Here is a 24,218-nt window from a genome sequence, read left to right as displayed (position 1 = left end):
CCTGTGGTCATGGCGGTTGGATGAGTCAGGGTGGTTCGGTCAGTCATCGTGGTGCAGTCTGTTGTCACGCGACAACCCGCGCCGGCTGGCAATGCGGGCAGTGGTAGAGCACCCGCTGTTCCAGCTCATTGTCGCCCAGCTCGCTGCGGATAACCCGGGTTCCGCAGCGCAGGCAGCCGCGGTCGGTCCGGCCGTACACCCACAGCGGGTCACGGAGCATCGAGCCGGTGGTGACCCGCGTGGATCGGTCCTTGTTCACCTCGAGCAGCCGGTGCGCGAGTTCCACCATTCGCAGCAGATTCTTGACCTGACCCACCGGAGTCAGCGGATGCTCACCGGCAAGGAAACACAGTTCGCACCGGTAAACGTTGCCGATGCCGGCGAGGTTCCGCTGATCGAGCAGCGCCAGACCGATCGGTCGATCCGGGTCCGCGCGCAACCGGCGCAGCGCTTCCTCCGCGTCCCAATCGGGGCCGAGGAGGTCGGGGCCGAGGTAGCCGACGGCGTCATCCTCCTGCGCCTGCGGGATAATGCGGAGGAATCCAAGTTCAAAGCCCACGATTGTGTGAGTTTCGGTTTCCAGGATGCAGCGCGCCTTGAACGCCGGACGGCGCCATTTCCCGCCCCTGGGGTAGACGTGCCAGAGGCCTTCCATCTTCAGGTGCGAATGAATGCTCCACTCGTCCTCCACCCGGATGAGCAGGTGTTTGCCGCGTGCCACGACGTCGCGCACCGTACGTCCGGTGAAGTCCACGGTTGCGAATTTCGGCACGCGGATGTCGCAGCGGGTGAGCTCCTTGCCGTGAAGCGCACGGTCGAGGTCGCGTGCAGCGCGCCAGACGGTATCTCCCTCAGGCACGGATTCTCAGCCCCCGCGGTGTGCTGTAGAAGCCGGCATCGGCGAGGGCACGTCCCACAGGGGAATCGAGCACCGACTCGCCGTTGATCTTCTCGACCGCCATCTTTTCCGCTGCCCCATGCCGGATCGCTGCGACCAGTGCTTCGGCGGCAGCGGTAAGGGAATCGGGGTCTTCGGAGTAGGTCAGCATAGTCTTTCCGCCGCGCTCAACGTAGAGCGTGAGCTGCCCGTCGACGAGCACCACCAAGGCACCGGCTTTGCGGCCGGGGCGGTGCCCGCCGTCGTGCAGGGGCCAACCGAGCGCAGCGCCGAAGGGATTCGCGGGGTCGGTTGCCGCGAGCGCAACGGCGGTGGGCCTCTTCGGGATCGCTGAGTCGGGGCGTGCGTCGGCGCTGAAGGAGCGGAGCCGGTCCACCGTAGCCGGAACCGCGAACTGTGCGGCGCCGAGATGTTCGATGAAATAGCCGCGGCGGCAGCGTCCCATCTCCTCCAGCCGGGACAGCATCTTGTACATGAGCCCGAACCCGCCCGGAATACCTTCGCTCGCAACGGAACCCCGGGTGAGCACTCCGTAACGGTCCATGAGCAGCTCAGCGGTGGCGTGCGCGGAGATGGTGGTGTCACTTTCGACGGCGGGAAGCAGTGACCAGCGGCCGGCCACCTGTGGAGGAGTGCTGCGCTGGTAGCCGGAGCCGCTCTCGTTTCCGGCCGACAGCCCGCCCGATCGCAGGCTGCTGCCGGTGAGGGACGGCGCCCTGCCGAGCCTTCCCATCCGTGCGGAGCGCGCCCGCGGTGGAGGGGTGCGCTGCTTGTGGGCTGTCTTCCCGCCCGCCAGGAGTGACCGCACAGGCGTGAACGTGTCGTTGCCGATCCGCCCGGCCCAGACCAGATCCCATAATGCAGTGGTGACTGCTCCGTCAGCGGGCTGCTGACCGTTCGTCAGTCCCTGCACGAGCTGGCGGAAAAAGTACGCGCCTCCGCCGGCGAGCAGTTCCAGCAGCTCCTGCTGCAGCGCGGTCGGCTCGAATTCGGCATCCGGTCGCAGGGTCAGCGGTGCATTCTCCGCAAGGTGAAGCGAAATCCAGCCGTCATTGCCTGGGAGCGACCCCGCCCCGGACCAGACAACCTCACCCGTCGCGGCGAGCTCATCGAGCATTGCCGGGCTGTAGTTGGAGACCCGGGAGCGCAGGATCAGCGGTTCCCAGGCGGACGCGGGGATCGGCACTCCGGACAGCTGGTCGATCACCGTGGCCACGCCGTCGAGCCCGCGCAGCCCTGAACCGACGTGCTGCCACGCCGGCAGGAACCGCCCGTACGCTGCCGGATCCACCGGCTCAACCTCGTGTCGCAACGCGGCGAGCGAGCGACGCCGGAGCCGTCGAAGGACCTCGGCATCGCACCACTCACTCGATGCTGCCTCATGCCCGGGAGACGATTCGGTGGGCCGGAACTCTCCCTCCACCACGCGGCCGTCGGCGGAGAGCCGCTGCAGGGCGGTTACGACGACGGCGACACCCAGTCCCAGCCGCGCGGCGGCTTCGGCGGCGGTGAAGGGGCCGTGCGTGCGGGCGTAGCGGCCAACGAGGTCCCCCAATGGGTCCGGGACCGGTTCGATGAACGCCAGTGGGACGCCCATGGGCAGGGGCACTCCGAGGGCATCTCGCAGCCGGGCGGCGTCCTCAACCGCTGCAACGCGTTCTTCCCCGGCGACGTTGACGCGCAGCGCTCGGTTTGCCTTGACCAGCGCGTCGACGAAGTGGTTGGTTTCTTCGGGTTCTTCCGAGCGTTCCGAAATCTCCGCAGGCGTCAGCGGGCCGAGGAGCCGCAGCAGGTCCGCGACGCCTTCGAGCCCCCGCGCTTTCCGGTCCGGAGCGAGGCGCTGAAGTTCCTGTTCGGTGTCGGTGATGACGCCGGCGTCGAGCAGTTCACGCAGCTCTGCGCGTCCGAGGAGCTCGTTGAGGAGCGTTGGGTCGAGGGACAGCGCGGCCGCGCGGCGTTCAGCCAGCGGTGAGTCGCCCTCGTACAGGAAGGACGCAACGTAGCCGAACAGCATGGTACGTGCGAAGGGCGACGGCTGCGAGGTGGTGGTCTCGACGATCCGCAGTTCCCGGCGGTCGATCTGCCCGGCGATGTCCTTGAGCGCGGGGAGGTCATAGACGTCCTGCAGGCACTCGCGCACTGTTTCGAGGATGATCGGGAAGGTTGGGAACTTGCGTGCAACGTCCAGTAGTTGGGCCGAGCGTTGCCGCTGTTGCCAGAGCGGGCTGCGCTTGGACGGATTGTGGCGCGGCAGCAGCAGCGCACGCGCCGCGCATTCACGGAACCGGGAGGCGAACAGCGCCGATCCGCCCACCTGCGCGGTGACGATGCCGTCGAGCTCCTCCGCGTCGAAGAGGAACAGGTCCGCGCCGGGCGGCTCGTCTTCCATGAGGGGCACACGCAGCACGATGCCGTCATCGGAGGCCATCGCTGAGCCGTCCATCCCGTACCGCTGCTCGAGCCGGGCTCCCACCGCGAGTGCCCAGGGCGCATGCACGGGCATGCCGAAGGGACTGTGGAGGACCACCCGCCAATCGCCCAGTTCGTCATGAAAGCGCTCCACCACCAGCGTGCGGTCACTCGGAACCACTTCGGTGGACTGCTGCTGTTCGCGGAGGTAGGCCAACAGGTTGCCGGCTGCCCAGTCATCCAGTCCGCTGGCACGGCAGCGGGCAGCGGCGTCGTCGTCGGTGGCGTTGGAAAGTTCGCGGACAAACTTGCCGAGCGCGCGGCCGAGTTCTACCGGCCGCCCCAGGGAATCGCCTTTCCAGAAGGGGAGCTTGCCAGGCTGCCCGAAGGCGGGGGACACCAGGACGCGGTCGTGGGTGATGTCTTCGATGCGCCAGCTGGTTGCACCGAGCGCAAAGACGTCACCGACGCGGGATTCGTAGACCATTTCTTCGTCCAGCTCACCGACCCGGCGTCCGCCGCGGTTGGATCCGGCGTCTTCCGACCCCACGAGGTAGACACCGAACAGCCCGCGGTCGGGGATGGTGCCGCCGGAGGTGACAGCGAGGCGCTGGGCGCCGGGCCTGCCCGTAATGGAACCTTCCACGCGGTCCCAGATGATGCGGGGACGCAGTTCCGCGAACTCATCCGAGGGATACCGGCCGGCGAGGAGATCGAGGGTTGCCTCGAAAGCTGACCGCGGGAGGGTAGCGAAGGGCGCGGACTTCCGCACCACGTCGAACCATTCCTCCACGTCGATGGTTCCGAGGGCGGAGGCCGCAACTGTCTGCTGCGCGAGGATGTCGAGCGGGTTGGTGGGGATGTAGAGGGGCTCGATCTGGCCGGCCAGCATTCGCTCCACCGTGACGGCCGTGTTCACGAGATCTCCGCGGTGTTTAGGGAACAGCACGCCCTCGGACACCTCGCCCACCTGGTGCCCCGCACGGCCCACGCGCTGCAGCCCGCTCGCTACGGAGTGCGGTGACTCCACCTGGATGACGAGGTCGACGGCGCCCATGTCGATGCCCAGTTCCAGCGACGACGTCGCCACGACGCAACGCAACCGTCCGGACTTCAGGTCATCCTCGATCAGGGCGCGCTGGTCTTTCGAGACTGAGCCGTGATGCGCGCGGGCGAGCAGCGGCTCAGCGCCCTCGGTCTGCCCTGCCTGCGCCATCAACTCGGCTGGCGTGTGCTTGGGCTCGGTTTTTTGGGACGGATCCGGTTCACCGGGCGCATCCCAGAAAGATGCGGCTTCGAGGCGCTCGACATGAATCTCGTTCAGACGGGCCGTCAGCCGCTCCGCAAGACGGCGCGAGTTGGCGAAGACGATCGTTGACCGCTTGGTTGCGATCAGGTCAACGATCTTTTCCTCTACATGGGGCCAGATGCTCGGCGAAGGTGAGGGGCCGTCGTCGTCATCATTGGTGGGCGCCCCGCCCAGCTCGGTCATGTCTTCCACCGGAACGGTGACCGTAAGGTCCCACGACTTCTTCGAGGGCGGCGCCACAATTTCCACCGGCGCATCACCGGCGAGGAAACGGGCAACGGTCTCCTTGGGCTCAACCGTCGCCGACAGCCCGATGCGCTGCACGGGCTTCTCCAGCATCGCATCGAGCCGCGCGAGGGAGACAGCGAGATGCGCGCCGCGCTTTGTTCCGGCGACGGCGTGAACCTCGTCGACGATGACCGTGTCCAGATCCATCAGGGTTTCCCGCGCCCGGGAGGTGAGCATGAGGAAGAGCGATTCAGGCGTGGTGATCAGGATGTCCGGCGGCCGGGTGAGCAGGGCGCGGCGCTCGGCCTGCGGTGTGTCACCTGAGCGCACACCCACAGTGACGGACGGCGCAGGCAGATCAAGCCTCTTGGCGGTCTGCGTGATGCCGATCAACGGAGCGCGCAGGTTCCGCTCCACATCGACACCGAGCGCCTTCAACGGAGAGATATACAGGACCCGGGTGGATCGCTTGCCCTCAACGGGCCGTGCAATGAAACTGTCCAGCGCCCAAAGGAACGCAGCGAGGGTTTTACCCGAGCCGGTTGGCGCGACCACCAGTGCGTGCGAGCCCGCGGAGACGGCGTTCCACGCGCCCTCCTGGGCAGGAGTAGGTGCGGAGAAGGCGCCCTCGAACCACTGTCGTGTGGCGGGCGTGAATTTCTCAAGCACCGATGTCATCGATTCATCATCTCCTACCCCTCCGACATTTTGTCAGGCGGGGTGGAAGCGGCGCGCTGGAGAAGGGGCCGGATGCGCTGCTACGGCGAGAGCGGCTCGGTGGGAGCCACCGTCATCAGCACGATGTCCTCGGACGCGCACGCGGTGCCCGCCTGGTCGACGATCAGGGAACCCGTGTCGTTCGGCGGGTACACGCGAAGCCCGGCGGTGTCCGTCAGCTGGCAGTCGGCGCCGTAGTTCTGGGCGTTCGTCTGTTGCACGGGTGCGACTGCCGATTCACCCGGAGCCAGGATCACCTCGGGCGATTCCGCCGGTTCCCGGTCGGCAGGCGCGCCCACCTGGTTGCCTTCGGCGTCGACATAGGAAACGCCCGGGTAGCCGGTGATCTCGCATTCCTCGTCGGCCGTGTTGGTGAAGATGATCTGCCGGTAGACGCTACCGGCCGCGCCGCCGCCCATCGCGGTTTCAAGGACTGCGCTGAGCATGTCGGCGGTGCAGGCACCATCCGCAGCGGCCGCCGTCGGGCTGGTAGTGGCGGACCCGGACGGAGCGGGCACGCTGGACTCGGTGGGCGCAGCCGATGCTGATGCCGAGTCGGATGGCTCAGGCGCAGGCTCGGCGTCCGCTGTGGTCGGCTCGGTGCCAGCAGACGACGCGGGGATTGTCCCCTCCTCTGCGGGTTCACCGGAGGCACACCCCGTCAGGGCGAGCATTCCAAGAACGACGGCGGCAGAGAGAAGGCGGGGAGTGTATGCGCGGGTGATCATGAAACCACCCTGATGGGCAAGGACCCCTGCGTCAATCAGCCGCGGCGGCGCGTGGCCGATTGACGCAGGGATCGATACGTTCCTAGGACTTGGCGTTACGCGTGCGCAGGAGGGCGATGACGCCTGCAATCAGCCCGAGCAGGCCGGCTGCAAGTCCCACGTAGCCGACGGTGGAGGCGCCGGAGGAGTCATTGCTGGCGGACGCGCTTTCCAGGTCAGCTTCCCCTGCGGGCGGTTCGATCTCACCCGCCGTTTCTGCATGCCCGTCCTCCTCGGCGCCGGTCAGCGTGATGGTGGGTGCGGGAGCCTCAAGGCCGTGCGGGTCCTCGCCCTCGGCGGGGATTTCCGCCCAGTCGGTTTCGCCCTCTACGCAGCCCTGCAGTACGGGGAACGCAAGCGTCTCACCCTCGCTCTCCGGCAGCTGAACCGACATGTCGAACTGCTGCAGGTAGCCGTCCTCCACAGGCGTCTCGGCTGTGTAGACGATCTGCCCGACGCGCTCGGTTACGCTGCTTCCGTTGTCCAGGGTCAGCGGCTCGTCGAGCGCCTCGGTCACTTTCTCCACCGTCCAACCGGGAACGATCTCCGGCTTCGCATCCACCAGCGGCTCCGGCAGGGAAATGGTCAGCTTGTTGGTGGGCGAACCCTCGCAGTCGTGCGAAAACGACACAGTCAGCAGCGCGTGCGAGCCCGCCGCGGTGGTGTCCGGGGTGATCGTGACATGGGCTGCAGCGCCCGCAAGGCCAAGGCCCATCAGGCCGGTAGTAGCGGCGGCAGCGGTCAGGGTACGGCGAACTGAAGTCTTCATGGTGTTACCTCTCAAAGGCGCTGATCATGGGACCAGCTGAATCTTGGTTGGGGTTGTCTAGTGAGAGGTGGGCAGGGGCGGGCCGCGCAGCGGCCTCATCGTCAGCAGCGGCTCAAGGTAGCTGCGGACGGGGTGCTCAGGAACGAGTGGAAGGTCAGCCGGGGGCGGGTAGACGCTCAGCCGGGGCAACGCGGCAAGAGGCCGCAGCCACTGAACGGCCAGTTCCAGTGCCGCTTCACCGTGATACAGCATCAGTGCAGTAATAACGACGGCGCCGGCATGCGCCGCGAGCATCACCGGACTGTCGAACATTGAAAAAGCGTGGGCGTGTTCGGCGGTTCCACCTGCCGGCAGGCAGTGCACCTGCTGCGGACCGAAATGGTCACGCGGGGCTGGAACGCAGGCCGCCGCCGTCGTCAGCGTGGTGAATGCCTGGTGGAGCAGTAGCTGACCGACGCCGAGAATGCCGAGCACCGCCGGAAGCTGGAGCTTTCTCCGCGCAAGGATGGTCACCGCGAGCAGTGTGGTGACCGCAAGCATCGCGAGAATGAGCGGGCTGGGCAGCGCCGCACCACCGGCGAGGTGTGCGCCTGCGGCAAGAAGGAAGACGACGAGGGCGGTAGCTGCGGCGCGCACAACGCGCACGTGGGTGCTGGCCATCAATCTCCTCCTCCCGCACTGAACTTCTACTCGTCGTAGAAGTAGTGGTCTGTTCCCACTCTATTCGCTGCCGCCGACGGTTTGGCTCGGTCTTGCGCCTACTCGTGATGGTAGGGGCGGCGCCCTGCAATTTCCTGGGACCGATAGAGCTGTTCGGCCAGGATGAGCCGGACCAGTTGGTGGGGGAAGACGAGAGGTGAAAGCGACCAGACGAAGTCGGCGCGCTGATGAACTTCAGGGTTGACGCCGTAGGCTCCACCGATGATCAGCGTGATGTTGCGGGAGGTGTCGAGAGGTTGTTGGAGGCGGGCAGCGAGCGTGGGGGAGTCCACTGCCTTGCCGCGCTCGTCGAGGAGAATGACGTAGTCGGTGGCGTTTTTCCCACCGAGTTTCTCGAGGAGGCGTGCTGATTCCTCGTCGCGGGCGGGGCCACCCTCCCTGGCCGAATGCGGGATGAGCTGCCAGGAGAGATCGAAGGGTTTCTTGAGCCGTTTCTCGTAGCGGGCGATGCCCTCTGCTACCCACGGTTCGTGTTTCCGGCCGACGGCCAGCGCGCGTAATGCCATATCGACAACGCTAGCGCCGACCGTCGCTCGGTGTTCAGTTATTGCTCACGCGGCACCGAGCTGCTTCAGGATGCCTGCTTCATCCGAGCAGCCCCAGCGCTCGACGATCAATCCGTCCTCAAAACGGGCTACCTGGATTCCTCGAACGCGGATACTGCGTCCGGTTGCCTCTACGCCCTGAAACGCACCCTGATGCGTACCGGCGAGGGTCAGTACTACGGTGACCTTGTCCTCGTCGGCCATCAGCACCTCAGGGTTGAGCTCGACGTCCGGGAAAGCGGTCAGGAATTCAACCCAGAAGTCGATGATGCCGCGAACACCGGGTGCTGCATCCGGAGCGGGATCGTGGTCGACGACATCTTGCGCAAATACCTCATCCAGCCGGTCGACCTCCCGGGCAGCGATGATGGAGCCAAGCTTTTCCTGAGCCTTGAGGTTGATCTCGCGTGACATGTGGTCCTCCTTGATAGTCAGTAGACTTACTAACTACCCTTGCGGTAAAGCTCATTTCACGCAACCCGTTGGACGATAGGAGCACTTCATGAAGAAAATTCTCATGGTACTGACCAGCGTTTCCGAGATCGGCGATACGGGAGAGAAGACCGGCTACAACGTGGCGGAGGCTGCACATCCCTGGAAGGTCTTCAAGGATTCCGGGCACTTCGTCGACTTTGCGTCCATCAAAGGCGGCCAGCCACCGCGCGACGAGGTGGACACGCATGATCCCATTCAGGTTGCCTTCACGGAGGACGAGGTCACGCGTGCCGGGCTTTACAACACTGCCCGCGTCGACGTCGTTGATCCTGACCAGTACGACGCCGTCTACCTCGTGGGCGGCCACGGCACCATGTGGGACTTCCCTGACAGCGAGGGCTTGCAGAACCTGGTGGCCAGCATCTACAACGCCGGCGGCGTGGTCGGTGCGGTCTGCCATGGACCGGCCGGCCTGCTTCACGTGGAACTGGAGAACGGTTTTCGCCTCGTGGAGGGCCGGGAGGTGGCCGCCTTCACCAACGACGAGGAGGTCGCCGCAGGGAAGGACAAAGTCATTCCGTTCTTCCTGGCGGACCGGCTCGAGGAACAGGGCGCAACCCACGTGTCCGCCGGTGTCTTCGAGGAGAAGGTCATCGTCGACGAACGGTTGGTGACCGGCCAGAATCCGGCGTCAGCGGCTGGAGTGGCCAAGGAAATGGAGAAGCTTCTGGCCGAGGTCATCCACCAGGAAAAGGCCGAGGAACAGCATGACGCGGAGGCGCTGCGCGCCGAAAAGGATGCCAGGAAGACTGCTGCGTCGGACACTGAGCACTAAGCGGACGCTGCGGCCCGTTCCTGGGCAAGGCAAAACCCCTGCTTCCCGTCGTACAGATGGGAAACAGGGGTTTCAGTTGGCGGTGACGGTGGGATTTGAACCCACGTTGGCTTTTACACCAAACAACATTTCGAGTGTTGCACCTTCGGCCGCTCGGACACGTCACCAACGCCAACACTTTACCGGCTGAGGTGCTCTCCACCCAAAATGGGCGGTTCTAGAGGTCCACGACGTCGTTCTTCCCCGGATCAGGGCGCTCACCGGTGACCATGCCCTTGGCGATCTCGAAGGCCGCCACCACCCGCGGGGTGTCGAGTGACCAGTATTCAGCTGTGTCGGCGTCCACCTTGATCAGGGCGACAGAGGGGTCGTCCTTACCGTCGAACCACGGCTTGACCGAAGAACTCCACAGTTCATCGATCTTTGCGCGGTCCTTCGTCAGCGTGGCCGTCCCCGCTATCGAGAGGTAGCCCTTGCCGCTGCTGATCGAGACATTCACCTGCGGGTTGGCGCGGATTTCGTCCGCTTTCGGGGAGGGGTCTTCCGTGAAGAACCACAGGTCGCCGTCGAACTCTGCCTCCTGCACCGCGAGCGGCCGGCTCACAAGCTGGCCCTGGGCGTTCACAGTGGTCAGGATCGCGATATCAGCGTCCTTCACGATCTTGATGAGTTCCTTCATGCCGTCCTGCTGCGAATTCATTCCTGCTCCTTAGTCTTTGTGGGTAGGGGATCTTTGTGGGTAGGGGGAGTACTTCGATGGAGGCGTCCCAGCTTGCCCCAGCCGCCGGTGATGCCGTTTGCGCCGGGGTTCGGTGCGAACACCGTGCCCGGATGGGCAGCTACTCGGCCCCGCCGAAGTGCCACGAGATTCATCAGCGGCCCAACGCATGCGTCGTACACGCGTGGAAGCAGTGCGTGCAGCGGGATGAAGGTGCGCTGAACGGCACCCACTATGGTCGTTGCCCGTCCGGACTGGGCTGTCCGCAGAATGGCCTGCGCCACCCGTTCGGGGTGGACCACCGGCGGCAAGGGGTGGACGTTATGCCGCGTGTAGTTCGCGGCATGCTGATAGATCGGGGTGTCAATCGTGGCCGGAAGCACCATCGAGACGTGGATGTTCCGCGCTTTGCGCAGTTCCTGACGAAGCACCCGGACAAACCCGTACAGGCCGAACTTGCTCGTGACATACGCCGAGACATACGGGGAGGTGATGCGCGAGTACACGGATCCGATGAAGATCAACGAGCCAGCACCCTGCTTCCTCATGGCCGGCAGGGCCTGCCTGGCCGTGTTCACCGCTCCGAGCAGGTTCGTCTCGATGATTCTGCGGAACACGTCCGACGGCGTCGCCTCAAATGAACCATAGCCATACACGGAGGCATTGATGACGCAGATATCGATCCGGCCGAACTCAGCGACGGCGGACCGCATCAACTCCGTGACCTGCGCTTCATCGCCGACATCCGTTGTGACGGAGATCACGCGCGCACCGCGCTCGCGGCACTCGTCCTCAACCTCCTGCAGGTTCTCATCGCTACGGGCAGCGAGGACGAGATGGGCTCCCTGCTCAGCAAAGATCCGCGCGGTAGCCCTGCCTATGCCGCTGCTCGCTCCGGTTAGAACGACGACGGCGCCCGTGACGCTCCGTCCGCCCTGCACTTGGCCCTCCGTACGATTGGTAAGCACGCTTATCAATCACCCTACGTCAGTGCCTGCGAATAGCGAAGAACTCCTTCAACAGGGCTGCGCATTGGTCTTCAAGGACGCCGGGAAATACTTCGGTCCAGTGGTTCAACCGACGCTCCCGTAAGACATCGAAAACCGATCCGGCCGCACCGGCCTTGTCATCCCAGGCACCGAAGACCACACGGGGAACCCGGGCGAGCACGCTGGCCCCGGCACACATGGAGCATGGTTCAAGGGTTACCACCAGCGTGCAGCCTTCAAGCCGCCAGGCACCCAGCGCCGCTGCCGCACGCCGGATCGCGAGAACCTCCGCATGGGCGGTCGGATCGCCCGTTGCCTCCCGTTCATTCCAGCCGGTGCCCAGCACCGTTCCGTCAGGACCGACGACGACGGCGCCGATCGGCACGTCCGCGCTCTCAACTGTGCGCCGGGCTGCCTGCAGCGCCAACTGCATCCAGGCGCTGTGATCCCGCTGAGCGGCGGCAGGGTGGGCGGGCATGTGCCAATGATACTTTTGAGCAATGCGCGTTCTGGTTGTCGACCATCCCCTGGTGTCCCACAAATTGACTGTCCTGAGGGACAAGAACACTCCGTCCCCGGTCTTCCGGCTGCTCACGGAGGAGCTGGTGACATTGCTGGCCTATGAGGCAACCCGGGATGTGCGCGTTGAGCCGGTGCAGATCGAGACTCCGGTGACCACCGCCGTCGGAACCGGACTGGTGAAGCCCACGCCGTTGGTTGTCCCCATCCTCCGCGCTGGGCTGGGCATGCTTGAGGGGATGACCCGCCTCGTGCCCACCGCGGAAGTCGGCTTCCTTGGGATGGCCCGCAACGAAGAGACCCTCGAGGCTATTACCTACGCCGAGCGGCTGCCCGATGACCTCACCGGCCGGCAGGTGTTTGTCCTCGACCCGATGCTCGCAACGGGCGGCACCCTGCGCGAGGCAATCAAGTTCCTTTTCCGGCGCGGCGCAGCGGACGTCACGTGCATCTGCCTTCTCGCGGCACCCGAGGGACTGGAAGCACTCCGGCAGGAGCTGGAGGGAACCAACGTGACAATTGTTCTCGCGTCGATCGACGAGAAGCTGAACGAGAACGCTTACATCGTGCCGGGGCTGGGTGACGCCGGAGACCGCCTCTACGGAGTCGTCGGTTAACCGAAGGCGTCCACTATTCGGAAGGGCGCGTGAGAGGTGGTTGCCTCAAATGCCTGAATCTCCGGACATTCCGCATTGGCACAGTGCAATGCCTTGCAATTCGTCTTTTCATTTGCTGAGTCGGCGCGTTTTCGAGAACGCTTTGTCTCCCATCCCGAGCGTCCAGCATGCGGACGCCCTACCATTGTTACTTGCGCGTAACGGATTGTTACGTGCAATAATTCGAATCGTGAACACCAACTCAGCAGCATCTGCAGCCGCAGCTTATTCCCCGGGCATCATGTCCGCGCAGGGAACTCGCTGCTGTCGAATGTGCGCGTAACGGTTTACCCCACCCTCTTACGCATTCCCTAGCCCAACGGCGGGCTCCACAGAAGCTCCATCTCGACCGGGCACACCCCTGCATTCGAGCCGTGATGACGGCGATTCACCATGAGGTTGTTTAGACATGACCGTTTCTTCCGGATACGTCCACATTTCCCTTCGCAACGCACAGAGCCGCGCAAGCATTCAGCGGCAGACCTATGGGCAGCGCCCCGGCATTCCGGCTTACAGCCAACCGGCCGCTCCGTCCTACGCACCGGCTTACGGACAGCTGAAGTCTGTGCCGTCGCCTGCTGATTCGGCCCAGCCCATCACCGCACCGGTTCCGGTGGTCACCCCGAACGGGATTCCGGGGCCCCAGGCGGTCACGGGCGACACCACCGCACGCGGGTTCGTGCTCTACGTTGCGCTGGATGAGGACACGGCCGCCGAGAACGAGACCACCCTGAGCAAGCTCGCACAGGATGTCCGTGCCTATGTTCGTACCCTGGTGCCCGGCGCGCAGAGTCATGCTGCCGTCGCGCTTGCTCCCGCCGACGCCGTCGGTACCGACATAGACGTTGTCCGGCAGGCACTTGGAGATCCGACGGTGAACCGGCGGCCGCGTAGCGAGCAGCAGTCCACTCCTCCGCCGGCGCCCCGCCCCACCGGAGTGCTGATCGATCTCTCACGGCGCGAGGTACACCTTGACGGGGACATCCTCAACCTGACATTCAAGGAATTCGAACTCCTTAACTACCTGGTCGAGAATGCCTCACGGACCGTCGGTCGCGAGGAGCTCCTCAGCGGCCTCTGGCGTAACGCGGACGAGGTGCCCAACGAGCGCACAATCGACGTCCACATCCGCCGCCTGCGCTCGAAGCTCGGACGCCTGGCCAACACCGTGCGCACAGTCCGCGGACAGGGCTACCGGTTTTACGAGCACCCCGAGGTTGTCGTGTGGGCTGCCCCGGAGTACTCCATCTAGCTTCCGCTTCCACAAAGTAGGGTGAGGGGATGTCCTCTCACCACCTGAAGCGCCTGATGCTCCTGCGCCATGCCAAGTCCGACTGGCATGGTGATGTGGCGGACCATGAGCGGCCGCTCAGCGGGCGGGGGCATCGGGACGCGCCCCTCATCGGGCGCTGGATGGTGGAGCACGACGCCGTTCCGAACCTCATTCTCACGTCCACCGCACTACGCGCACGGCAGACCTGTATTTGGGTGTGCCAGGAACTGGGGGATAAGGCACCGACGCCGCGGCTCGAGCCGAAGCTCTATGCGGCAACCGCCACCGAGATGCTCACGGTCATCAACCACGTGCCGGATACCGCGACGAGCGTACTGGTGATCGGGCACCTGCCCGGCATCCAGAACCTCGCCATGCGGCTCGCGTCAGTGAACTCCGATGAGGATGCCGTCGTGGATCTTGCCAGTCATTATCCGTCGGCGGGACTCACCGTCCTCAGTCATGCCGGCCAGTGGTCGGAACTGGACGGGCGCGATGCCGATGTGAGCGACTTCGTGGTGCGCCGCGCCTAGAGCCCGTACTTTTCCAGCAGCCGCAGCCACACCTCGCTGATGGTCGGGTAGGCGGGGACGGCATGCCAGAGGCGATCCAGCGGTACCTCGCCCGCAATGGCGATGGTCGCCGCGTGCAGGAGTTCGGCGACGTCCGGCCCGGCGAACGTCACACCCACCAGAACCTTCCGGTCCTCGTCCACCACCATCTGAGCCCAACCCTCGTAGCCGTCGGCATGCAGTGACGAGCCGGCAACCGAGAGTTCGAGGGACGTCTCGCTGGCATTCACCCCGTCGTCGCGTGCTGCCTCGAGGGTTTTGCCGGCCATGGCGATTTCGGGATCGGTGAAGACAACCTGCGGGACGGCATAGCTATCAGCGGTTGCAGCAAACGGTCCCCACCGCTCCGGTTGTCCGTCAAGTTCACCCTTGGCCCGGGCGGCAATGGCATCCCCGGTCACCCGTGCCTCATATTTGCCCTGATGCGTGAGGAGCACTTTCCCGGCGGCGTCCCCCACCGCGTACAGCCACGGATGGCCCGCTACCTGACCGGAGTCATCCGTGTCGAGTTGCTTGGGCTCGAGGCCAAGGGATTCGACGCCCAGGCCGGTCAGGGCCGGATGGCGTCCGGTGGAAACGAGCAGCTTTTCTGACTCTACGACGGTTCCGCCGGTGAGGCTCACACGGAAGCGGCCGTCGTCGTAAGCAACGGATTCAGTGCCGGTGTGCAGGTGGAGGGTGACGCCGTCGCGCTCCAGGCCCTCCTGCACCAGTCGTGCCGCAGGCTCCGGGTAGCTGCCCAGCAGGGCGCTCCGCGCTACCAGCGTGACCGTTGAGCCAAGGCGGGCATAGGCCTGTGCCAGTTCGGCACCCGAGACGCCGCCGCCCAGCACGGTAAGCGATTCCGGCACCTCCTTGGCCGATGTTGCTTCCCGCGTGCCCCAATAGTCCAGACCGTCCAGGCCGTCGATCGGTGGGACGGACGGCGTGGAGCCGGTGGCAAGGACAACGGCGTGACGGGCGACCAACGTGGTCACGCCGTCGTCGGCGCTCACTTCGACGCGCCGCTCGCCGGTGAGGCGGGCACGTCCGCGGACCAGGGTAATACCCGTGTCCCGCACCCACTCCTCCTGCGAGGAGTCATCCCAGTGCGATGTGAACTCATCGCGCCGGGCGAGTACCTGCTGAGTATCGAGAGTGCCGGTGACAGCTTCGCGGGCGCCCGCAACTGCGCGCGCAGAATGCAGTGCGGAGCCCGGCCGCAGCAGTGCCTTGGACGGCATGCAGGCCCAGTAGGAACATTCACCGCCCACCAGTTCGGACTCCACGAGGATGACTGACAGTCCGCCACGGATTACGCGGGCGGCGGCGTTCTCACCCACAGCGCCCGCTCCAATAACGACGACGTCGGGAGTTTGCTCAACACTCATGGTCCTGAGCCTGTCACCCGACCGATCAGGAGGCAAGCAGTTGGCCTGCCACCTGTTGAGGATCGGTTAAACGCAAAACCGCCCCGGTTTCCCGAGGCGGTTTGACTGGTGCGCGCGAAGGGATTCGAACCCCCAACCTTCTGATCCGTAGTCAGATGCTCTATCCGTTGAGCTACGCACGCAATTTGAAAGCCGAATTGAGCGACTTCGCAAGGCCGTTTGGCCGTAGATAACTTTACAGCCATTCGGAACCTAATGCTAATTGAGCTGCAGGGGCCGACTCCTACCCGGCAGTAGTGTAGACCGGTCTATGTGACCTTTATCACAACGGCCCGGGCGCGGGCGCACGAAAATCGCGGAAACTCGCGGTTCAGTGCTCAGGCTCCACCCACTGTACGCGCCGGAGAGCCGGGATCGGCCAAGATCCCGCCCCTAGCATCAATACACACCATCCACCCAACGAAGGGACGAGAAATGGGCGATTCCGCGCGTCAGCCGCTGCTGGCCGATCGAGCGACTGACCGGGATGCAGCAGCACCTGCACCGACAACCCACCAGGAACTGCTGACCTGGGTTGAGGAAACTGCCGCGCTGACGCAGCCGGATCGGGTGTATTGGGTCAACGGCTCCGAGGCGGAGAACAACCAGCTCACTGACGAGCTGGTTTCCACAGGGACCTTCAGGCGCCTCAACCCGGAGCTTTTCCCCAACTCATTTGCGGCGTTCTCCGATCCGGCCGATGTAGCCCGGGTCGAAGAGCAGACCTTCATCTGCTCCCGCAACGAACGTGATGCCGGGTTCACCAATAACTGGATGGACCCCGACACCATGAAAGAAAAGCTGCGCGGACTGTTCGCCGGCTCGATGCGCGGCAGGACCATGTACGTGATCCCGTTCGTGATGGGCCACCTGGACGCGGCGAGCCCGAAGTTCGGCGTTGAAATCACCGACAGCGCCTATGTGGTCACCTCCATGCGCATCATGGCAACCATCGGCACCGAGGTCCTGGACCGGCTGACCGACCTCGATGCCGACTTCGTTCCGGCCCTTCATTCAGTGGGTGCTCCGCTGGAGCCCGGGCAGCAGGACGTCGCGTGGCCGTGCAACGAGGAGAAGTGGATCGTGCACTTCCCGGAAGAGCGCTCAATCTGGTCCTTCGGATCCGGGTACGGCGGGAACGCCCTGTTGGGCAAGAAGTGCTATGCCCTTCGCATCGCCTCAGTGATGGCGCGGGATGAGGGCTGGCTGGCGGAGCACATGCTCATCCTGAAGCTCACCTCCCCTGCCTCGGCGGACAAGGACAGCAAGACCTACTACGTCTCCGCGGCTTTCCCGTCCGCCTGCGGCAAGACCAACCTCGCCCTTCTGGACCCAACCATCGACGGGTGGAAGGTCGAAACCCTCGGAGACGACATCACCTGGATGCGTTTCGGGGAGGAGGGTGAACTCCGCGCAGTGAATCCTGAGGCAGGCCTGTTCGGCGTGGCTCCCGGCACCGGCTGGCACACCAACCCCAACGCGATGCGCGCTATCGCCAAGGGCAATTCCATCTTCACCAACGTGGCAATGACCGACGACGGCGGTGTCTGGTGGGAGGGCATGACCGAGGAGGTGCCGGCTCATCTGACGGACTGGCAGGGCAACGACTGGACGCCGTCGTCGGACGCGCCTGCTGCCCACCCCAACGCGCGGTTCTGCACGCCGATCGATCAGATCGACATGCTTGCCGAGGAGTTCAACGATCCTGAGGGCGTTGAACTGTCAGCGATTCTTTTCGGTGGCCGGCGCAAGACCACCGTTCCCCTGGTGACGCAGTCCCGCGACTGGACCAACGGCATCTTCATGGGCTCCACCCTGTCCTCGGAGACCACGGCCGCCGCTGCCGGGGCTGTAGGCAGGGTTCGCCGCGATCCGATGGCGATGCTTCCCTTCATCGGGTACGACGCCGGTGATTACCTCAGTCACTGGCTGAAGGTCAGTGGGCAGGCGGATCAGTCACGGTTGCCGAAGATCTTCCTGGTCAACTGGTTCCGCCGCACAGCCGACGGCGGCTTCGCCTGGCCGGGCTTCGGCGACAACTCGCGCGTGCTCAAGTGGATCATCGAGCGGCTCGAGGGTGACGCGGACGCCGTTGAGACGCCGATCGGGTACGTGCCGACGCCGGATTCAATCGACCTGACCGGGTTGGATCTCACTCCCGCGGATGTTGAGCAGGCGGTTCGGGTCGACGCCGAGGAGTGGGCAGCAGAGCTGGAGGGTATCGAGCAGTGGTACCAGCAATTCGGCGATTCGCTGCCGAATGAGCTGTCCGGGGAGTTGCAGCGGTTGAAAGAGCGGTTCGCCGTCTAGCGAGGCAGGCTGCAGACGACACACGCTGCAGAAAAATGTGGCCGGTTCTGCCCGAAGGCGGAGCCGGCCACATCTCGATGAGGGAGTTGCTACTGGCGGATCTGCTCGAGAACCGCAGCGGTGAGGCTTTCGAGAGTCTCAGGCTTCTCGGCTTCCGCGTTGAGTCTCAGGAAAGGCTCCGTGTTGGACGCCCTGAGATTGAACCACCAGGAACCGTCATCGGCAGTGAAAGTGAGGCCGTCGACCTCGTCCACGGTGACGCCGTCGTTTTCGAATTCCTGCCGCACCCGGGCAGTGGCCGCATTGACGTCGTCGAGCCGGGTATTGATCTCGCCGGAGGCGAAGTAGGGCTCGTATTCGCGGCCGAGTTCCGATAGCGGCTGGTTCTGTTCGCCGAGCGCTGCGAGGACATGCATGGCTGCGAGCATTCCCGTGTCGGCATTCCAGAATTCCCGGAAGTAATAGTGAGCTGAGTGTTCCCCGCCGAAGACCGCGCCCTCCTCAGCCATGACCGCCTTGATGAAGGAGTGCCCAACGCGGGTACGCACCGGGCGTCCGCCCTCTGCACGAACGAGTTCCGGCACGGCGCGTGAGGTGATCAGGTTATGGATGATCACCGGTTCCTGCTCGCCGGCTGCCTGCGCCCGGCGGATCTCCCTGCGTGCCACCATGCCCGTAACGGCACTGGGTGAGACGGGATTGCCCTGTTCATCGATGACGAAGCACCGGTCGGCGTCACCGTCGAAAGCAAGACCGATATCCGCGCCGTTGCTGACCACTGCCGTCTGCAGGTCCCGGAGATTCTCGGGTTCCAACGGGTTGGCGGGGTGGTTGGGGAACGTCCCGTCGAGTTCGAAGTACAGCGGGATGATATCCAGCGGCAGGGCGTCCAGGTACTTCGTGCCGAGTACTGCCGGTGTGGTGAGTCCGGCCATGCCGTTGCCTGCATCGACAACGACCTTCAGCGGGCGGCTGCTTGAGAGGTCCACCAGTGAACGCAAGTACTCGGCGTAGTCCTTCAGGACATCGCGCGAGGAGGTGGAGCCTTGGCGGTCAGCCGCCGCAATGGTGCCCTCGGCTAGGTAGCGTTCCGCCAGGTCCCTTACCTCGGCAAGGCCCGTCTCTGAGGACATGGGCACCGCGCCGGGTCGGGACATCTTCATACCGTTGTACTGTGCGGGATTATGGCTGGCTGTGAAGGTGACTCCCGCCGCGTTGTACCGGCCGCTGGCGTAGTACAGCTCGTCCGTGGAGATCAGTCCGAGGAAAACGACATCGGCGCCGCGGGTGGTCGCTCCGTCAGCGAAAGCCTCCGAGAACTCGGGGGAGGAGGGCCGCATGTCGCCACCCACCAGCACGGTTTCCCCGGACAATCCGAGCACATCGACGAACGCCGCTCCTACGGCCCTGACGGATTCCACGGTGATGGTCTCACCGACAATCCCCCGGACGTCATAGGCCTTGAACGATGCGGAAAGGTCGATGGTTGTATTCACGCTGGAAAGTCTAACCGTTCGGATCAGTCCTTCGACGGGGTGGGGAGTAATGGACGACGGCGGTTGTCCACATAGAGCCAACGGCCCGGCGAAACCGTCGGTAGCAACTGCCATACTGGGGCGCATGGCTGAAACAACCACCCTGCACCAGCAGGCGCTCTCCATCCTCCGGTCGCTTGTCGGGCGTGAGGACGCCGTCTTTCATGAGGGTCAGTTCGAGGCGATCGAAGCACTGGTTAATGGGGGCCGCCGGGCACTGGTGGTCCAACGCACCGGATGGGGAAAATCGGCCGTCTACTTCGTTGCGAGCCTTCTACTGCGATCAGCAGGTGCCGGTCCAACCCTGATTGTGTCGCCGCTGCTGGCGTTGATGCGGGATCAGGTGGCGGCGGCTGAACGCGCCGGGGTGCGCGCTGCGGCGATTAATTCCGCAAACCAGACGGAGTGGCAGGAAATCACCGGGCAGCTGGAAGCGAACCAGTTGGACGTGCTGCTGGTGTCTCCTGAACGGCTCAATAATCCGGCCTTCCGTGAGAACCAGCTACCCGAACTCATCCGGCGCACCGGGTTGCTGGTGATTGACGAGGCGCACTGCATTTCTGACTGGGGGCATGACTTCAGGCCGGACTACCGGCGCCTCCGCGACCTGATCACTACGCTTCCCGACGGCGTGCCGGTCCTCGCAACTACGGCCACCGCCAACTCACGGGTGGTCAAGGACGTTGAAGACCAGCTCGGCTCCGATGGAACCGCCGTTTACACGCTGCGCGGAGAGCTTGCCCGCAAGTCGCTCCGGCTGGGGGTCCTTCGCCTTCCCAGTCCGCGTTCGCGGCTGGCCTGGCTCCTGACACACCTGGGAGATCTACCCGGCAGCGGCATCATCTACACCCTCACCGTTTCCGCTGCAGAAGACACTGCCCGGCTGCTGCGCGAGAGCGGTCACGCGGTCCTGGCCTATACAGGGCGCACTGATCCGGCGGACCGGGAAGCGGCAGAGAAGGCGCTGAAGAACAACGAGGTGAAGGCGCTGGTCGCCACGAGCGCACTCGGCATGGGGTTCGACAAGCCGGACCTGGGGTTCGTGGTCCACCTCGGGGCGCCATCTTCCCCGGTTGCCTACTACCAGCAGGTGGGCAGGGCGGGCCGAGGAACTCCCAACGCGGACGTGTTGCTGCTTCCGGGCAATGAGGACCGCGAAATCTGGGAGTACTTTGCTACCGCTTCCATGCCCGCTGAGGACAAGGCGCAGCGAATTCTGGAGGAACTGGCCGGAGGCGCTGTACTGTCCACGCCCGCACTGGAAACCCGGGTTGACGTCCGGCGCTCACCGCTTGAGCTCCTCCTGAAAGTGCTTGACGTGGACGGCGCCGTACAAAAGGTAACCGGGGGCTGGCAGGCAACCGGGAAGCCCTGGGAGTACGACCGCGAGCGGTATGCGCGCATTTCGAAGGCCCGGGTGCAGGAACAGAATTCGATGCTGGACTATGAGAACACCAGCGATTGCCGGATGGAGTTCCTCGCGGCTGCGCTCGATGATCCCACTGCCGCTCCGTGTGGGCGCTGCGACAACTGCGCCGCGCCCTGGTACTCGGACGAGGTGTCCCATGATGCATCGGAGAGCGCGGGCAGCGCACTCGGCAGGGTCGGCGTCCTCCTGGAACCCAGGGGGCAATGGCCGTCCGGGATGGACAAGCTCGGTGTCCCGGTGAAGGGTCGGATTGCAGCGGACCAACAGATTTCCGCCGGACGTGCCCTCGCCCGCATGACTGACCTCGGTTGGGGAAATCGGGTGCGCGAGCTGCTCGCTGACTCGTCTCCGGACGCGGCCCTGGATCCGGCAGCCGTGCAGGCGTGCGTGCGCGTGCTTGCCGAATGGCAGTGGGACTCCAGGCCGGTGGCGGTGGTCAGCATGCCCTCCCGGCGGCGGCCCCTCCTGATCCGTTCGCTCGCTGAAAGCCTGGCCGGCGTCGGCCGAATCCCTTATCTTGGGGCGCTTCAACTGCCGCAGGGGTGGCCGAGCGGCAGCTCCGGCGGTAACAGCGCGTTTCGTCTCGCATCGGTGTGGGACAGGTTCGCGGTTCCTGACGAGGGCCGCGTCTGGTTCGGGGCCAATCCCGGACCGGTGCTGCTGGTCGATGACCTGGCGGACAGCCGCTGGAGCCTGACTGTTGCCGGACGTGCGCTCCGGCAGGCCGGCGCCCAGGAAGTGCTGCCCTTTGTCCTCGCGCTGAAGGCCTGACAGGCCTTGGCCAGGCACATCCGGTAGTAGCGCTGCCCAACGGAATCCAGCCCGAAGGCAACGAAACCCGAAGGCAAACGAAAGGCGCCCCGGTTCAGAACCGGGGCGCCTTTCGAGTAACGCGGAGACGGGGGGATTTGAACCCCCGGTAGGCTTTAGGCCCACACTTCATTAGCAGTGAAGCCCATTCGGCCGCTCTGGCACGTCTCCAGCAGCTATTACTAGCCACCCAAGACTACCCAGAACCTTCGGGCAAGAGCAAAATAGCGCCGGCGCTACAGCTGACCCGTCAGCGCCTTCCACACAAACTCGTGGGACATGGCGTGCATCCGCGCTGCCTGACGGTTATCCGACGCCCCGGCATGCCCGCCCTCCAGCGCCTCGTGGAACCACACGTTGCCAACCCCGAGCGCCTTCATCCGCGCGGCCATCTTCCGCGCCTGAACAGGGCCAACCCGGTCGTCGCTGGTCGCCGCCCAGATCAGGGTCTTCGGGTACGCCGTACCTTCCTGCAGCCGGTGGTACGGCGAGAACGTCTGCACGTATTCCCACTGCTCGGGCTTGTCGGGGTCGCCGTACTCGGCAATCCACGAGTACCCGGCAGAGAGCTTGGTGTACCTCTTCATGTCCAGCAGCGGCACACCGCACGAGATGGCGCCGAACAGGTGCGGATACTGCGTCAGCATGTTGCCCACCAAGAGCCCGCCGTTGCTCCTGCCCGTGCAGCCGAGCAGCTCCGGACGGGTGACCCCCCGAGCCACCAGGTCCTGGGCGATGGCGGCGAAGTCCTCGTACGCACGGTGCCGGTTTGCGTGCAGCGCGGCCTGGTGCCATGCCGGACCATACTCACCGCCGCCCCGGATGTTGGCCAACACGTACACACCGGATCGCCCGTCCTCGGTCCGCCGTTCCAGCCAGCCACGTCCAATCACGCCGCTGTACGCGGGCGTCATGGCATGCTCGAACCCGCCGTACCCGGAGAGCAGGGTCGGGTTGCCGCCGTCGAGCACCAGGCCTTTCGGCGCCACCTGGAAATAGGGCACCCGGGTGCCGTCGCTGGATACCGCGAAGTGCTGCGAAACCTCGAAAGCGGACTCATCGAAGTACGACGGCGACGCCTTCACTTCCTCATGCGTCCCACCAATGGTGCCGCGCACCACCGTCGTGGGAGTGAGGAAGCCGGTGGCGACGAGCCAGTAGTCGTTGCCGGCGTCGTCGTCTTCGTCATCCACTGCGTAGGCATCCACCGAATGAAAAGGGGGACAGGCATCCAGCAGTTCAGCGGACCAGGAATCAGCGGGGTTGAGCACGCGGATCTCCGAAGAGACATCCTTCAGGAGGTTGAGCAGAAGGTAATCGCGCGTCCAACTCCAGGACTGCAGGGCGGTGTGCTCATCCGGCTCGAACACCGTGGTCAGTGCGCGGTGGCCGGCGAGGAAATCCTCCAGCAGCGCTGCCTGCAGAGAACCGCCGCGGTACGTGACGCCGTCGAGCTCGAAATCCGTGCGCGGGCGCAATAGCAGCCACTGACGGTGCAGTGACACGTTGACGTCATCGGGGACGTCGATGTGCACCCACTCATCCTCGCGGCGCAAATAAGTGCGGCTGGAGTAGAAGTCGACGATGTGAGCGGCGATATCGCGTTCGAAGCCGGGCGTCTGATCGTGCGCCACGGCAGCCATCATCGAGTTTTCGGGGATCTCGAAGTAAAGGTGCGCAGCTTCGAGCGGCTCGCCACGGCGGAGGGTCCGTACCGTCCGGGGATAGGAACTCGTGGTCATTGATCCGGGGCCAAAATCAGTGCCGACGTGCAGCGTGTCCGGCCCCGCCCAGCTGATCCTGCTCTTCGCAACCGGAATGTCGAAGCCGCCCTCCACGAAGGAGCGGTCAACGACGTCGTACTCGCGGTAGCGCTGCGCGTCGCCGCCGTCAGGGGAGAGCGCAACCAGCGCGCGACGGTAGGGTTCGCCGTCGGCGGGGCGCAGGAAGATCGCGCCTCCCCAGACCCACTCCTGACCCTCCGCAGCGGCCAGCTCGTCCACGTCGAGAAGGACGTCCCACTCCGGGGCATCAGTCCGGTAACTGTCCCAGGTGGTCCGCCGCCACAGTCCTTTCGGATGTTCTTTGTCCCGCCAGAAGTTGTAGTAGTGCTCGCCCCGTTTGGCCACCATCGGTATCCGGTCGGTCGAATCGAGCACCTCGAGGAGACGCTGTTCGCCGGCCAGGAACTGCTCATTGACGAGTTCCGCCTCGGTCACCGCGTTCTGGCCGCGCACCCAGTCGAGGGGTTTGTCTCCATAGATGTCTTCAAGCCAGAGGAATTCGTCGTCACTTGTAGGGATGGGGTCAGGCACGGTAGACGTCATGCCGTTATCTTAGGCAACCTGCCGGGTGGCGTAGCGCCA

At 64.8% G+C, this 24,218-nt stretch carries 19 protein-coding genes and 3 tRNA genes; 6 read left to right on the top strand and 16 right to left on the bottom strand.

The features are described 5' to 3' along the window. Positions 1-64: 64 nt before the first annotated feature. The 7 genes from Q0877_RS10740 to Q0877_RS10710 all read right to left on the bottom strand — a co-directional run bounded on the left by Q0877_RS10740 (position 65) and on the right by Q0877_RS10710 (position 8,776). Positions 65-859 (bottom strand): Fpg/Nei family DNA glycosylase, encoded by a 795-nt coding sequence (locus Q0877_RS10740; RefSeq protein ID WP_299167596.1) that lies wholly within the window; start codon positions 857-859, stop codon positions 65-67. After that, positions 852-5,522: an ATP-dependent helicase gene (locus Q0877_RS10735; protein ID WP_299167594.1), complete on the bottom strand. Its 4,671-nt coding sequence runs from the start codon at positions 5,520-5,522 to the stop codon at positions 852-854. Before Q0877_RS10735 ends, Q0877_RS10740 begins: the two co-directional genes overlap by 8 nt. Before the next feature lie 80 nt (positions 5,523-5,602). Further along, positions 5,603-6,289 carry a DUF4232 domain-containing protein gene (locus tag Q0877_RS10730; RefSeq protein ID WP_299167592.1) on the bottom strand — a complete coding sequence of 229 codons (687 nt, stop codon included), beginning with the start codon at positions 6,287-6,289 and terminating at the stop codon, positions 5,603-5,605. A gap of 82 nt (positions 6,290-6,371) precedes the next feature. Further along, positions 6,372-7,097: a YcnI family protein gene (locus Q0877_RS10725; RefSeq protein ID WP_299167590.1), complete on the bottom strand. Its 726-nt coding sequence runs from the start codon at positions 7,095-7,097 to the stop codon at positions 6,372-6,374. A 57-nt stretch (positions 7,098-7,154) separates the two neighbouring features. Beyond that, the gene (locus tag Q0877_RS10720) at positions 7,155-7,757 is read right to left on the bottom strand and encodes a hypothetical protein (RefSeq protein WP_299167588.1); all 603 of its coding nucleotides are present in this window, start codon (positions 7,755-7,757) and stop codon (positions 7,155-7,157) included. Between the two features lie 98 nt (positions 7,758-7,855). Further along, positions 7,856-8,323 (bottom strand): 23S rRNA (pseudouridine(1915)-N(3))-methyltransferase RlmH, encoded by a 468-nt coding sequence (locus Q0877_RS10715; RefSeq protein WP_299167586.1) that lies wholly within the window; start codon positions 8,321-8,323, stop codon positions 7,856-7,858. A gap of 45 nt (positions 8,324-8,368) precedes the next feature. Further along, entirely contained in the window at positions 8,369-8,776 is a 408-nt protein-coding gene (locus Q0877_RS10710; protein WP_299167584.1) for an ester cyclase, read from the bottom strand. Between the two features lie 88 nt (positions 8,777-8,864). Between Q0877_RS10710 and Q0877_RS10705 the strand changes: the two genes are divergently transcribed. Then, a complete protein-coding gene (locus Q0877_RS10705) occupies positions 8,865-9,632 on the top strand; it encodes a type 1 glutamine amidotransferase domain-containing protein (RefSeq protein WP_299167582.1) in 768 nt (255 codons plus the stop codon). 77 nt (positions 9,633-9,709) lie between these two features. Here Q0877_RS10705 and Q0877_RS10700 read toward each other — a convergent pair. The 4 genes from Q0877_RS10700 to tadA all read right to left on the bottom strand — a co-directional run bounded on the left by Q0877_RS10700 (position 9,710) and on the right by tadA (position 11,817). Then, a tRNA-Ser gene (locus tag Q0877_RS10700) sits at positions 9,710-9,799 on the bottom strand. Positions 9,800-9,849: 50 nt separating this feature from the next. Further along, complete coding sequence (locus Q0877_RS10695) at positions 9,850-10,332, bottom strand: pyridoxamine 5'-phosphate oxidase family protein (RefSeq protein WP_299167580.1); 483 nt, start codon at positions 10,330-10,332, stop codon at positions 9,850-9,852. After that, complete coding sequence (locus Q0877_RS10690; RefSeq protein ID WP_299167577.1) at positions 10,329-11,291, bottom strand: SDR family NAD(P)-dependent oxidoreductase; 963 nt, start codon at positions 11,289-11,291, stop codon at positions 10,329-10,331. The genes Q0877_RS10695 and Q0877_RS10690 overlap by 4 nt, the downstream gene beginning before the upstream one ends. Before the next feature lie 46 nt (positions 11,292-11,337). Continuing rightward, entirely contained in the window at positions 11,338-11,817 is a 480-nt protein-coding gene (gene tadA / locus Q0877_RS10685) for a tRNA adenosine(34) deaminase TadA (protein ID WP_299167575.1), read from the bottom strand. A 22-nt stretch (positions 11,818-11,839) separates the two neighbouring features. Here tadA and upp point away from each other — a divergent pair, with 22 nt between their 5' ends. From upp to Q0877_RS10670, 3 genes are all read left to right on the top strand, one after another. Further along, positions 11,840-12,475 carry a uracil phosphoribosyltransferase gene (upp, locus tag Q0877_RS10680; RefSeq protein WP_299167573.1) on the top strand — a complete coding sequence of 212 codons (636 nt, stop codon included), beginning with the start codon at positions 11,840-11,842 and terminating at the stop codon, positions 12,473-12,475. 448 nt (positions 12,476-12,923) lie between these two features. Then, positions 12,924-13,766, top strand: coding sequence for a winged helix-turn-helix domain-containing protein (locus tag Q0877_RS10675; protein WP_299167571.1), 843 nt, complete (start codon positions 12,924-12,926; stop codon positions 13,764-13,766). 29 nt (positions 13,767-13,795) lie between these two features. Next, positions 13,796-14,320 carry a histidine phosphatase family protein gene (locus tag Q0877_RS10670; RefSeq protein WP_299167569.1) on the top strand — a complete coding sequence of 175 codons (525 nt, stop codon included), beginning with the start codon at positions 13,796-13,798 and terminating at the stop codon, positions 14,318-14,320. Here Q0877_RS10670 and Q0877_RS10665 read toward each other — a convergent pair. Continuing rightward, a complete protein-coding gene (locus Q0877_RS10665) occupies positions 14,317-15,729 on the bottom strand; it encodes an NAD(P)/FAD-dependent oxidoreductase (protein WP_299167567.1) in 1,413 nt (470 codons plus the stop codon). The two genes, Q0877_RS10670 and Q0877_RS10665, sit on opposite strands and share 4 nt — an antisense overlap. Before the next feature lie 106 nt (positions 15,730-15,835). Beyond that, a tRNA-Arg gene (locus tag Q0877_RS10660) sits at positions 15,836-15,911 on the bottom strand. A 292-nt stretch (positions 15,912-16,203) separates the two neighbouring features. Here Q0877_RS10660 and Q0877_RS10655 point away from each other — a divergent pair. Next, positions 16,204-18,078: a phosphoenolpyruvate carboxykinase (GTP) gene (locus tag Q0877_RS10655; protein WP_299167564.1), complete on the top strand. Its 1,875-nt coding sequence runs from the start codon at positions 16,204-16,206 to the stop codon at positions 18,076-18,078. 89 nt (positions 18,079-18,167) lie between these two features. Here Q0877_RS10655 and Q0877_RS10650 read toward each other — a convergent pair whose 3' ends face one another. Continuing rightward, positions 18,168-19,574, bottom strand: coding sequence for a phosphomannomutase/phosphoglucomutase (locus Q0877_RS10650; protein WP_299167562.1), 1,407 nt, complete (start codon positions 19,572-19,574; stop codon positions 18,168-18,170). Between the two features lie 124 nt (positions 19,575-19,698). Here Q0877_RS10650 and Q0877_RS10645 point away from each other — a divergent pair, with 124 nt between their 5' ends. Further along, positions 19,699-21,813 carry a RecQ family ATP-dependent DNA helicase gene (locus Q0877_RS10645; protein WP_299167559.1) on the top strand — a complete coding sequence of 705 codons (2,115 nt, stop codon included), beginning with the start codon at positions 19,699-19,701 and terminating at the stop codon, positions 21,811-21,813. Positions 21,814-21,935: 122 nt separating this feature from the next. Here Q0877_RS10645 and Q0877_RS10640 read toward each other — a convergent pair. Together Q0877_RS10640 and Q0877_RS10635 are read right to left on the bottom strand one after the other, a co-directional pair. Further along, positions 21,936-22,023: transfer RNA gene (locus Q0877_RS10640), tRNA-Ser, on the bottom strand. Between the two features lie 65 nt (positions 22,024-22,088). Continuing rightward, a complete protein-coding gene (locus Q0877_RS10635; protein ID WP_299167558.1) occupies positions 22,089-24,179 on the bottom strand; it encodes a prolyl oligopeptidase family protein in 2,091 nt (696 codons plus the stop codon). Positions 24,180-24,218 lie beyond the last annotated feature (39 nt).

The sequence above is a fragment of the uncultured Arthrobacter sp. genome (genome assembly GCF_947495145.1).
In the GTDB taxonomy this organism is placed as follows: Bacteria; Actinomycetota; Actinomycetes; order Actinomycetales; family Micrococcaceae; genus Arthrobacter_D.
Note: the sequence above shows the minus strand (reverse complement) of the source record. Positions and strands in the feature narration are given on the sequence as shown.